The organism is Monashia sp. HAY1-5C, assembly GCF_056755255.1.
Genome location: NZ_JBPGXG010000152.1, coordinates 1 through 10,351, shown reverse-complemented (window position 1 = coordinate 10,351; position 10,351 = coordinate 1). Strand labels below are relative to the sequence as shown.

Genomic DNA, 10,351 nt, shown 5'->3' with positions numbered 1-10,351 from the left:
CCCCCCCCCCCCCCCCCCCCCCCCCCCCCCCCCCCCCCCCCCCCCCCTCTCTCCAACACAGAACCCGCCCCACTAGATGTAGCTCCGTCTCGTGGGCTCGGAGATGTGTATAAGAGACAGCCCCCGGACGACCCGCCCCTGCACCGGCACCTCGAAGGGCGCACCGAGCAGCTCGCGCACCGTGGGCGCCGGGTCGTCGGGCGGAGGCGCGGCGACGAGGCCGCTGCGCGCGACGCGGGGGACGCGGGGGACGCGGAACCACACGCCTTCGAGCAGGCGCGCCGCCAGGGGGGGAGCCAACCGGTCGAGGGCTCGCAGAGCCATCGACGAAGGCGTCCGAACGATCGTGCTTTTCTGTGATGCTGGATAAGCCATGACGGTCCTTCCGGGAGTTGGGCCCCTGCGGTGGGCGGTGGGAACGCGGTCAGGCCGACCGGGCGACCGGCCGGCACGCGTCGAGGAGACGCTCGAAGGCCCGGCCGGCGCGGGCCCGAGCCCCGGCGTCGCGAAGGAGCCGGCTGGCCTGGTGGTGCGCCAGGACGATGCCCTCGAGCTCGTAGGCGAACTGCTCGGGCTCGACGTCGGCGCGGAAGTGCCCCTCGGCGACGGCCGTGCCGACGATGAGCGCGACCGACTCCTGCTTGTCGCGCTCGGCACGCACGAGCTCGTCGCGCACGGGCCCCTCCTGGTCGTCGAACTCGCTTGCGGCGTCGACGAAGATGCAGCCGCCGCCGTACCCGTTCGACTGCCACTCGAGCCAGGCGTCGAAGAAGGCGCGAAGACGCGGCTCGCCGCGCGGCGATGCCAGGGCAGGGCGCAGCACGACGTCGGTGAACCGCTCACGGGCGTGCCGGAGCACCTCGACCTGCAGGGCCTCCTTGGAGGCGAAGTGGGCGTACAGCCCGCTCTTGCTCAGCTTGGTGGCGGCGGCCAACGTGCCGATCGTCAGGCCCCCGAGCCCGACGCGGGACGCGAGCTCGGCCGCCTCGTCGAGGACCGCCTGCTTCGTCGCGTCACCCTTGCCCATGGACCCATAAAAGCACGACCGTTCGGCCTAGGCAAGAGCCGTGGACCGCCCAGACGGTCAGACGCCCTCGCGACCCGGGTCGAGCCAGTCCCGCAGGATCGGGCGCCACACGGCGACGCTGTCCGGCACCACGGACTCCGGCTCCTCGTCGACGATCCGGACCAGCTCGGGGAGGTCGACCCATGCGCCCCACGACACCTCCTCCACCTGCCAGCGCACCGGCCCGTCCCACGTCGCCGTGTAGCGGAAGGCGCGGTAGCGGGTCGCGGCGTCGGCGTAGTCGGCGACCCCGAGCGGCACGAGCGGCACGCCGTGCACCCCGAGCTCCTCCTCCAGCTCGCGGAGCGCCCCGTCGCCGGGCTCCTCCCCCGCCAGCACCACGCCACCGGCCGCGAAGTCGAGCAGGCCGGGGTACACGTCCTTCGTCGTGGTGCGCCGGTGGAGGTACACGCGACCGTCCGGGTCCCGCACGACGATCGAGGACGCCGCGTGGCGCAGGTTGCGCGACCGCATCACCGACCGGGGCGCGCTGCCGACGACGCGTCCGGCCTCGTCGTAGAGCGCGACCTGCTCGTCCACCGGGATCCCTTGCGGCTCAGGCGAAGAAGCCGCGCACGTCGTCGAGCTCGGTGACGTCGTACCAGAGCAGCTCGTCGGCTTCGTCGTCCGGTCCTGCTGCCGACACCTCGTCGTCGACGTGGAAGGACGCGACGCGTGACAGGGGCAGCGGTGCGGTGACGACGACCCGCGACACCGGCGCTCCGCCGCTCGGGACCGCCCGGTGCACGACGGCATCGGCATCGGCGTCGGCGGAGGCCACGACCCGGCGGTCCGCGCGCGCGACCCGCAGGCCGCCGGCCGCGTCGACGGCATCGCTGAACGCGGCGTACTCGAGGTCCTCGAGGTCATGGCCCGGCGCCGACGCCTCGAGCGCGGGCGTCACGGCGAAGGCGAGGCGTGGCGTCCCCGGACCTGCGGACAGCCGTCCGGACGACGCGAGCTCCTCGAGCCCGTCGCGCCCGAGCGGCACGTAGACGCGGACGACGGGCATCAGGACTCCCTCCCGCTGCGCAGCTCCTCGAGGGACTCGAGGATGGACTGGCCGAGCACGTCGACGTCGGGCATCGCGCCGCGGTCGGCGTTGAGGCCGTAGTACACGCCGCCGTCGTAGGAGGTGATGCCGATCGACAGGGCCTGCCCCTTGGCGAGCGGCGTCACCGGATAGGTCGAGAGCATCTTCGCGTCCCCCGCGTAGAGCGGCGTCTGCGGCCCGGGCACGTTGGTGATCATGACGTTGTAGAGACGCCGCGACATCGCCGAGCCGACGCGGGCGCCGAGGGCGTGCAGGGTCGGCGGCGCGAAGCCCGCGAGGTTGGCCAGCGACGTCGCGCCCACGGCCTGGCCACCCTCCATCTGCTGGCGCATCGCGAAGGCGATCTGGTGCAGCCGCATCGAGGCCCCGGGCTCGCCGACGGGCAGGTTGACCACGCAGGCCATGACCTGGTTGGCGTACATGCCCGACGGGTCGTCGCCGTAGATGCTCACCGGCACCATGGCGCGCACCGTCGTGGCCGCCGACACCGGCTCGCCGCGGCCCAGCAACCACGTTCGGAACCCGCCCGCGATCGTCGCGAGCACGACGTCGTTGATCGTGACGTCCTCGGCGTAGGCGCCCCGCGCGAGGCACGCGCGCACCCGCCGGTAGTCCTCGAGGTCGGTGGCGATCATGACCCACCGCCGGGCCGAGCCGATCTCGGCGTTGAGCGGGGAGTCCGGCGCCGGCCGGGCCGCCGTGCGGGCGACCGTGGACAGCAGGTGGCCCGCCGACTCCGCGGCTCGGACCGCGACGTTGAGGGCGTCGTTGACGCCGCCGCGGACCAGGTCGACGACCTGCGTCGGGCGCCGGACCGCGTCGACGAGCGCCTCGGTGACGAGCTCGACAGAGGACGGCGACCGCTGCGGGTCCCAGGGGACGAGCTCCTCGTCGAGCTCCCCGCCCTTGACCGCGTCGACGAGGACGTGCGCGATGTCGAGCGCGTTGACGCCGTCGATGAGGGCCTGGTGGGTCTTGGTGACGATCGCGAACCGGCCGCCCGAGAGGCCCTCGACGAGGTACACCTCCCAGAGGGGATGGGTGCGGTCCAGGCGCCGCGGCTGGACCCGGGCGACGAAGTCCTGCAGCTGGCGGTCCGTGCCGGGGCGGGGCAGCCCGGCGCGGCGCACGTGGTAGCTCATGTCGAACGACTCGTCGTCGACCCAGACCGGGTTGGCGATCCGCCCCGGCACGTCGCGGACCTTCTGCCGGAACCGTGGGATGGCCCCGATGCGGCTGCCGATGATGCCGACGAGCCGGTCGTAGTCGAAGCCCTCGCGCGGTGGCTCGAAGACCATGACCGACCCGACGTGCATCGCGGTCGTCGACTCCTCCAGGTAGAGGAACGACGCGTCGAGCGAGGTCAGCCGGTCGGACATGGTCACACTCTGCCAGACCCCCACATCTAGGATCGTGGCCATGCGTGTGATCCGGGCCCTGTCACCCGTCGTCTGCGTCCTCGCGCTCGCGGGTACCGCCGCGTGCAGCACCACCGGCGCCGGCGCGGGCACGTCGGCCGCCGGCGTCGGGGCCACCGGCACGGTCAGGCGGCTCGCGGTGACGATCACCGGCAGCACCGTCACCCCGGCGCCGGCGCAGGTCGACGTGCCGGTCGGCTCGACGCTCGAGCTCGTCGTCACGAGCGACCACGACGACGAGCTGCACGCCCACGGGTTCGACCAGGAGGTGCAGCTGCGGGCGGGCACCCCGGCGACGCTCCGGCTCACGGCCAAGGACCCCGGCCTCTACGAGGTCGAGACGCACGAGCCCGCCCTGACGCTGCTCACCGTCGCGGTCCGCTGAGCGGGTCGGACGCGTCGTGACCGCCGCACCCGACGGCCTCGCGCCGGGGCTCGCCCCCGTGCTGGCGCCGGCGCTCGCCCCGGCGCACGGCGTCGGGAGCCGCGGGGACCTGCCCCTGCCCTTCACCGCCCTCGTCGTGGCCGCCGTGTCGGCCCTGCTCATCTCGTTCGTCGCCATCGGCGTGCTCTGGCGCGAGCCCCGGCTCCGCCGGGACCAGGGCCTGCCGCTGCCCCTGGCCGTGGGTCGGGTCCTCGACTCGCGATGGCTGCGCGTCCTGGCTCGGCTCGCCGTCGGGGCCGTCACGGTGTGGACGCTCGTGGCGCTCGTCGGTGGGCCCGACTCGGCCCGCAACCCGGTGCCGCACGTCGTGTACGTCTGGTTCTGGGTGGGTCTTGCCTTCGGCTCGATGCTTCTCGGGCCGGTGTGGCGTGTCGTCAACCCGCTGCGTCTCGTGCACCGCCGGCTGCTCGCGCTCGCGAAGGTGCCGCCGGACACCGCCGTCGCCCGCTACCGGGCCGGACTCTGGCCGGCGGCCCTCGGGCTTGCCGCGTTCACGTGGCTCGAGCTCGTCGCGACCGACAACACCGACCTGCTCGTCCTGCGGCTCGTCATCGGCGCGTACGTCGCAGTGACCGTCCTCGGCTCGGTGGTCTTCGGCCCGGCCTGGCTCGACGAGGCCGACCCCTTCGAGGCCTGGTCGCGCCTCCTCGGCCTGCTGTCCCCGCTCGGACGTCGGCCCGACCGCCGCTGGGTCCTGCGGACGCCGCTGCACGGCATCAACACGCTGCGCGGCACCCGCGGGCTCGTCGCGACGGTCGCCGTCATGCTCGGCAGCACGGCCTACGACGGGTTCTCGGCGAACCTGTCCTGGTCGACGTTCGTGCAGAGCTCGCCGTTGCCCTCGGTCCTGCTCAAGACCGGCACGCTCGTCGGCTTCTTCCTGCTCGTCGCGGTGACGATCTGGCTGGCCTCCGTCGTCTCGGTACGCCTCGCCGGCGAGCCCGTCGGCCGCTCGAGGGAGTTCGTCAGCGACATCGCCCCGTCGCTCGTGCCCATCGCCGCTGGCTACGTCGTCGCGCACTACTGGTCGCTGCTCGTCTACCAGGGGCAGTACGCGTGGGTCCTGCTCACCGACCCCCTCGGCACCGGCGCCGACCTCCTCGGCACGGCCCACCTCGTGCCGAACGACGCCTTGATCCAGCCGACGCTCGTGGCCACGATCCAGGCCGTGAGCATCGTCGTCGGCCACCTGCTGGGCGTCCTGGCAGCGCACGAGCGCGCCATCACCGTGCTCCCGCGTCGGGCCGCCGTCATCGGCCAGGTGCCACTGATGGTTGTGATGATCGTCTACACCCTCGGTGGGCTGACGATCCTCTTCACGCCCTGACGGCCTGTCGACGCCACCCGACGCGTCGCCGCCGACCGAGCGACCCCTGCTGGGGCACCGTCCACGGAGCCACGTGCGATGCGAGGTCGGCCACCGCGCGGCGCAGCGCCGAGTCGGGGGCGTGCTCGACGACGGAACGTCCGGCGAGCATCGCACCGTCGACGGCCTCGGGGTCATCGGGCACGAACCGGACCCCGCCGAGCCCGGCGAACCGCGCGAGCGAGTCGGCGATGCGGCCCTGCGGCCGCGACCCGACGGCCGAGGCCCGCACCCGGTTGACGACCGGTACGGGGTCCCCGGAGGGGACGGTACCGAGCGCCTGGAGCCCCCGGACGAAGCGCTGCAGGCCGACCGGGTCGCCGCCGCCCACGGCGACCACGAGGTCGGAGACGGCGAGCGCCGTCAGGGTGGCCTCGTTGCGTCGCGGGGCCGAGGTGTCGTAGCTCAGCTCCTCGTCGTCCTCGAGGCAGAAGCCGCAGTCGACGACCACGGCGTCGACGAGCGAGCGGGCGAGGTCGAGAACGCGCTCGAGCGCGCCGGCGCGCACCTCGGGCCAGCGTTCGGCCTTCGGCAGGCCGGTCAGCACGCGCAGGCCCCGGACGACCTCCGGTGCGATGCGGGCCAGCGCGGGCAGGTCGAGCAGGCCCTGGTCGGCAGCACGGCACGCGGCCGCCACACCAGGGGCCTCGTCCAGCACGCCGAGCGCCTGCGCGACGCACCCACCGTAGGTGTCGGCGTCGACGAGCAGCACGGACACCCCACGGGAGGCGAGCTCGGCGGCCAGGGTCGTGGCCACCGTCGTTCGGCCGGGAGCCCCGTTCGGCCCCCACACCGCCAGGACCGGTGCCCGGCTCGGCCGCCCGGTGAGGACATCGGGGGCGCCCGCGTCGCGGGAGTCCTGGTCCAGGTCGCCGGTAGCGGCCGGAGCGGACGCGCCTCGAGGGGTCCACCCGACCAGCTCGTCCGCGGGCGAGGGAGGGAGCACGTCGGCGGGCCCGGGGTCGCCACCGGCGACGTGGGCCTCCTCCCCCACGGCAGCGCCGGGAGCGGCGTGACCGAACGCGGCCTCGAGGGCGTCGGCGTCGTCGGGGACCCGGTCCGCGAGTGCCTCGGCGAGACGCTCGGGCTCGGCGTCGACGGGAACCACCCGGTGGATGGACAGCTGCCGCAGGCGCCGCTCGGCGTCCTCGTCCGCCCCGGGGACGAGCCCGACGACGACGAAACCGCTGCGGCGCAGTCGGTCCACGACCTCGAGGTCGAGCCCGCGCAGGTCCCACGAGACGACGGCCACCGAACCGAGGCCGGCCTCGGCGACCGACAGCAGCTCGGCCACGTCCGCGCACCGTCGGGCGATCGTCACCCCCGGCAGCGCCTCGAGGGCCTCGGCGACCGGCGACTCCCACCGGGGGCTCAGGCCGGTCAGGACCTCGGTCATGCCCCGGGACCCGAGACGGCCCCGACGACCGGGACGAGGGTGAGCCGGGCGTCCCCGTCGACGGCCTCGACCAGCGGCGTGACCTTCTCGCTCGGCACGAGCAGCTGGACCGAGGTGGTCGCGTCGGAGCCGAAACCGCTCTGGCTGGTCAGGACCGCCGACACTGCGGCGGCCTGGATGAGCCGCGTCGTGCGGGCGGCGGCCGCATCGGACGTCGTGGCGGCGCGCGGCGTGACGAACACGTCGACGCGCGTGCCGCGAGCCAGCCCCTGGGCGGACGCGGCATCGGCCCTGACGGTGACGCGCTGCACGTCGACCTGGTCCCCGCTGCCCACGGCCGAGGCCGGCACGAGCTCGCCCGCGCGGACGTCGCGCAACAGGTACGACCCGACCGGCGCCGGGGCGTCCGCGGTGAGGTAGGTCGACAGGCCCTCGCCCAGCTGGACGTCGGCGCGCACGAACGACGAGGCCTCGACGCGGTCACCCGCGACGAGGTCGCTGCCGGCGACCCATACCGGCACCCGGTCGTCGGCACTCGCGACCGCCTTGGCCCCGAGCGTCGCCGCGAGCACGACGAGCAGGACACCGACGACGAGCCGACTGTCACGCCAGCCCGGTCGCTCGAGGCGTCTGGCAACCGGCCGCGCCAGCTCGGACATGGGACCCCCTGTGTGACGATGCGAAGGACGAACCGTGATGAACCGGGCGAACCGGCACAGCGCACATCCTGCACCAGCGCGCACGCCATCGCCCACCGACGTCGACACCTGTGGATGGCGACGGCTCACCGCAGCCACGGGGCCTACCATGTGGCGGTCGGACGCAGCCGTACCCGACGTCCGGCCGCTGCAGGGGATGCGGGAGGGTCGGGTACGCGCCGCCCTGGACGGGTACGGACGCCGTGAGGCGCCCGGACCACCACGACGTCCCGCCAGGGCACAGCGCCGGGGTGACCGACGCCACCACAGCACGACGCGGTCCTGCCGATCGCCGACACGACAAGGAGCGGACGTGGCCCAGCGGTTCCTGCAGCTCGCCGAGGTCTCCGAGATCCTCAACATCTCCTCGGCCCAGGCCTATGCGCTCGTGCGCTCGGGTGAGCTACCGGCCATCAAGATCGGCGGCCGCGGCCAATGGCGGGTGGAGGTCAGCGAGCTCGAGGCCTACATCGAGCGGATGTACGCCGAGACCCGCTCCTTCGTCAAGGCGCACCCGTTCGGCGGAACCGTGGACGACGTGTGAGCCCGTCCACGTCCCTCCTGCCGCGGCGCCGGGTCAGGCGAGCCGGCGCACGGTGGCCAGTGCGGCGAACGGGACGACGACCGACCCGCTGACGTTGTCGCGTCGGCGCGGCTCGTCGGGGGCGTGGACGGCCAGCTCGAGGTGGTCCGACCCCACCATGTCGATGGTGCCCGTGGACTGACGGCCGTCGAGGTCCGCCAGCTCGACGGGCGCGCGGTCACGGCTGAGGACCCGCAGAGCCGCGCCCAGGCCGAACCGCCGGGTGACGACCGAGGGTGTACGCGCCCCGCGGCCCAGCCCCGCCAGCGACCGCACCGCGGGGAGGGCCACGAGCACCTGGCGGTCGGCCGCGGGCTCGAGGAGCACCCAGTCCGGGCCGACGTCGCGGACAACCCCCGCGAGCACCCGGCCGGGAAGACGCAGGGAGACCGCACTCGCGCCCAGCTGCGCCAGGAGCCGGGTGTGGAGGTCCAGCTGGGCGCGCTCGCGCCGCACCCGGTCGGCCACCTCGATGACGAGGCCACGGGCCTCGTCGGCATCGACCTGCGCCTCGAGGTCGTCGAAGAGCCGTTCCCAACGCATGGCACCACTGTGGCGCCTGCAGCCCGATGGCGCGACCCGAGTCATCCACAGGCATAGAGGCTCATCTGTTGCCAAACGCAGGCAAACTGCATTGAATGAGCCCATGAACCGGGGAACGAGCGGGTCCAGGTCACGGAGTGCACCTCTCCGACCTCCGCCAGGTCTTGTGCAGGAGCAGGGCGGCCGGGTCCGCGCCGCGGCGTGGGCTGCGGTCGGAGTCGGGGTCGCCTCGGGGGCCGCCCGCCTCCTCGTCGAGGTGGCTGCCTCCGGGCTGCGCACGGCCGACTCGGCCCGGCCGGACGAGCTCGTGCTCGTCGGGCTGGCCTGGCTGGGTGCCGCCCTGGCCCTGTGGCTCGCTGTCGGGTCCGGGTTGGCGCTCCTGGCCCTGCTCCCCGGCGCTGCGGGGCGGCTCGCCGCAGGGGTGGCCGAGCGCGTCACCCCGCTCGCGGTTCGCAAGGTGCTCACCGTGCTGCTCGGAGCCTCCGTCGGCTCGCTCGCCCTGCCACCCGCCTCCCTCTCCTCGGCCGGCAGCGCACCGGTCGCGGCTCCCGCCCGCGGCGGCGAGCCAGGAGGGCTCGGCGCAGCGGGTACCCGGGGCGCTTCCCGCGGGGGCGGAGGGCCGGACGCGGCGCCGGCCGTCCCCGGACCCGGGTTCCTGCCGTCGATGCGGGTGACGCAGTCGGCCGGGACCGGCCCGAACACCGGTCGCTGGCGGCACCCGTCGGGCCGGGCTACCGACCCAGCGCGGACCACGGCGCTCCCGCCCCGTCACCCGCCTCCTCACCCGCCCCCTCACCCGGCTTCCGGCCGAGCGAGCCCCTGCGGGTGGCCGACGACGAGCAGAACCGGCTCCTGACTCCCAGCCCCCGGCCCTCGACGGTCGCGCACGGCCTCGTCACGGTCCGCCGCGGCGACAGCCTCTGGACCATCGCCCGGCGACACCTGGGCCCCGACGCGTCGGACGCCGACGTGGCCCGTGCCTGGCCCCGCTGGTACGCCACCAACCGCGCGGTCATCGGTGAGGACCCCGACCGCATCGTGCCCGGGCTCCAGCTCGCGCCCCCCGCCTCCGGCGCGGCCGGTGACGCGACGACCAGCCACCCGGTCCCGAAGGAGTGACCCGTGCCCACCACGACCCGCCCCCTGCCCGGTGGTTTCACCGTGCGCGCCCTGCCCCAGACCGCCCCGGCCGTCATCTCCGCCGACGAGGCCTGGGGCGACGAGCAGCCGTACGCCCAGGACGCCCTCGCGCTCGACTTCCTCGGGGCCGGCGAGGACGACTTCGGCCGGCGACCGACCCGCACGAGCCAGCTGCCCGACCCCGGCGCCTTCGTGGCCAAGCTGTCCCAGGCGATCGTGGAGGTCGTGTCCGGCCAGCGTCCGGCGCCACAGCTCATCCGCCACACGAGCCCGACGACCTACTCCGTCCTCGCACGCCAGGCCATGGTGGCCGGGCGCCGTCGGACGCCCGGCCCGCAGCGGCCCGCCATCGTGCGCCGCGTCCGGGTGTGCGAGCCCCGCGACGGTGTCGTCGAGGCGTGCGCCGTCGTGCTGTCGCACGGACGCGTGCGCGCCCTCGCGCTGCGGCTCGAGGGCCTCGACGGTCGCTGGGTCGTCACGGCCCTCACGATCGGCTGAGCCCCAGCCGCCGAACCCCGCCCCGGGCCAGACGACGCGGGCCGGACGACACGGGCCGGACGACACGGTCCAGACGACGCGGGCCCCGACCACCTCTGTCTCTTATACACATCTCCGAGCCCACGAGACGGAGCTACATCTGGG

General features: G+C 74.5%; 14 protein-coding genes. 6 read left to right on the top strand and 8 right to left on the bottom strand.

From position 1 onward, the window contains the following. Positions 1 to 72: 72 nt before the first annotated feature. The 5 genes from ACR9ZK_RS18465 to ACR9ZK_RS18445 form a co-directional block, all read right to left on the bottom strand. On the bottom strand, positions 73 to 324 hold the full coding sequence (locus tag ACR9ZK_RS18465) for a hypothetical protein (protein WP_481343423.1): 252 nt from the start codon (positions 322 to 324) through the stop codon (positions 73 to 75). Positions 325 to 424: 100 nt separating this feature from the next. Further along, on the bottom strand, positions 425 to 1,027 hold the full coding sequence (locus ACR9ZK_RS18460; protein WP_481343422.1) for a TetR/AcrR family transcriptional regulator: 603 nt from the start codon (positions 1,025 to 1,027) through the stop codon (positions 425 to 427). 57 nt (positions 1,028 to 1,084) lie between these two features. Next, entirely contained in the window at positions 1,085 to 1,606 is a 522-nt protein-coding gene (locus ACR9ZK_RS18455; protein ID WP_481343421.1) for an NUDIX hydrolase, read from the bottom strand. A gap of 16 nt (positions 1,607 to 1,622) precedes the next feature. Beyond that, positions 1,623 to 2,078, bottom strand: coding sequence for a DUF6912 family protein (locus ACR9ZK_RS18450; protein ID WP_481343420.1), 456 nt, complete (start codon positions 2,076 to 2,078; stop codon positions 1,623 to 1,625). Beyond that, a complete protein-coding gene (locus ACR9ZK_RS18445) occupies positions 2,078 to 3,499 on the bottom strand; it encodes a WS/DGAT/MGAT family O-acyltransferase (RefSeq protein ID WP_481343419.1) in 1,422 nt (473 codons plus the stop codon). The genes ACR9ZK_RS18450 and ACR9ZK_RS18445 overlap by 1 nt, the downstream gene beginning before the upstream one ends. Before the next feature lie 40 nt (positions 3,500 to 3,539). On the opposite strand from ACR9ZK_RS18445, the gene ACR9ZK_RS18440 reads away from it, so the two are divergent. After that, positions 3,540 to 3,923, top strand: a complete 384-nt coding sequence (locus ACR9ZK_RS18440) for a hypothetical protein (protein WP_481343418.1) — start codon at positions 3,540 to 3,542, stop codon at positions 3,921 to 3,923. Between the two features lie 16 nt (positions 3,924 to 3,939). Beyond that, positions 3,940 to 5,310 (top strand): hypothetical protein, encoded by a 1,371-nt coding sequence (locus ACR9ZK_RS18435; protein WP_481343417.1) that lies wholly within the window; start codon positions 3,940 to 3,942, stop codon positions 5,308 to 5,310. Here the strand turns inward: ACR9ZK_RS18435 and ACR9ZK_RS18430 are convergent. Continuing rightward, the gene (locus ACR9ZK_RS18430; protein ID WP_481343416.1) at positions 5,300 to 6,745 is read right to left on the bottom strand and encodes a CpaE/TadZ family protein; all 1,446 of its coding nucleotides are present in this window, start codon (positions 6,743 to 6,745) and stop codon (positions 5,300 to 5,302) included. The two genes, ACR9ZK_RS18435 and ACR9ZK_RS18430, sit on opposite strands and share 11 nt — an antisense overlap. Then, positions 6,742 to 7,404 carry a CpaB family protein gene (locus ACR9ZK_RS18425; RefSeq protein WP_481343415.1) on the bottom strand — a complete coding sequence of 221 codons (663 nt, stop codon included), beginning with the start codon at positions 7,402 to 7,404 and terminating at the stop codon, positions 6,742 to 6,744. The genes ACR9ZK_RS18430 and ACR9ZK_RS18425 overlap by 4 nt, the downstream gene beginning before the upstream one ends. A gap of 352 nt (positions 7,405 to 7,756) precedes the next feature. On the opposite strand from ACR9ZK_RS18425, the gene ACR9ZK_RS18420 reads away from it, so the two are divergent. Continuing rightward, positions 7,757 to 7,987, top strand: a complete 231-nt coding sequence (locus ACR9ZK_RS18420) for a helix-turn-helix domain-containing protein (RefSeq protein WP_481343414.1) — start codon at positions 7,757 to 7,759, stop codon at positions 7,985 to 7,987. Positions 7,988 to 8,020: 33 nt separating this feature from the next. Here the strand turns inward: ACR9ZK_RS18420 and ACR9ZK_RS18415 are convergent, their stop codons facing one another. Continuing rightward, positions 8,021 to 8,569, bottom strand: a complete 549-nt coding sequence (locus ACR9ZK_RS18415; protein WP_481343413.1) for a hypothetical protein — start codon at positions 8,567 to 8,569, stop codon at positions 8,021 to 8,023. Positions 8,570 to 8,735: 166 nt separating this feature from the next. Between ACR9ZK_RS18415 and ACR9ZK_RS18410 the strand changes: the two genes are divergently transcribed. From ACR9ZK_RS18410 to ACR9ZK_RS18400, 3 genes are read left to right on the top strand one after another with little or no spacing between them, the layout of a single operon-like run. Next, positions 8,736 to 9,425 (top strand): hypothetical protein, encoded by a 690-nt coding sequence (locus ACR9ZK_RS18410; RefSeq protein WP_481343412.1) that lies wholly within the window; start codon positions 8,736 to 8,738, stop codon positions 9,423 to 9,425. Next, entirely contained in the window at positions 9,395 to 9,688 is a 294-nt protein-coding gene (locus ACR9ZK_RS18405) for a LysM peptidoglycan-binding domain-containing protein (protein WP_481343411.1), read from the top strand. Before ACR9ZK_RS18410 ends, ACR9ZK_RS18405 begins: the two co-directional genes overlap by 31 nt. A gap of 3 nt (positions 9,689 to 9,691) precedes the next feature. Next, positions 9,692 to 10,207, top strand: coding sequence for an Rv3235 family protein (locus ACR9ZK_RS18400; protein WP_481343410.1), 516 nt, complete (start codon positions 9,692 to 9,694; stop codon positions 10,205 to 10,207). Positions 10,208 to 10,351 lie beyond the last annotated feature (144 nt).

Excerpts from the sequence above, each read along its gene's own strand:
- ACR9ZK_RS18445 (WP_481343419.1), bottom strand. The coding sequence starts at position 3,499 with ATGTCCGACCGGCTGACCTCGCTCGACGCGTCGTTCCTCTACCTGGAG.
- ACR9ZK_RS18465 (WP_481343423.1), bottom strand. The coding sequence starts at position 324 with ATGGCTCTGCGAGCCCTCGACCGGTTGGCTCCCCCCCTGGCGGCGCGC.
- ACR9ZK_RS18425 (WP_481343415.1), bottom strand. The coding sequence starts at position 7,404 with ATGTCCGAGCTGGCGCGGCCGGTTGCCAGACGCCTCGAGCGACCGGGC.
- ACR9ZK_RS18450 (WP_481343420.1), bottom strand. The coding sequence starts at position 2,078 with ATGCCCGTCGTCCGCGTCTACGTGCCGCTCGGGCGCGACGGGCTCGAG.
- ACR9ZK_RS18415 (WP_481343413.1), bottom strand. The coding sequence starts at position 8,569 with ATGCGTTGGGAACGGCTCTTCGACGACCTCGAGGCGCAGGTCGATGCC.
- ACR9ZK_RS18440 (WP_481343418.1), top strand. The coding sequence starts at position 3,540 with ATGCGTGTGATCCGGGCCCTGTCACCCGTCGTCTGCGTCCTCGCGCTC.
- ACR9ZK_RS18430 (WP_481343416.1), bottom strand. The coding sequence starts at position 6,745 with ATGACCGAGGTCCTGACCGGCCTGAGCCCCCGGTGGGAGTCGCCGGTC.
- ACR9ZK_RS18460 (WP_481343422.1), bottom strand. The coding sequence starts at position 1,027 with ATGGGCAAGGGTGACGCGACGAAGCAGGCGGTCCTCGACGAGGCGGCC.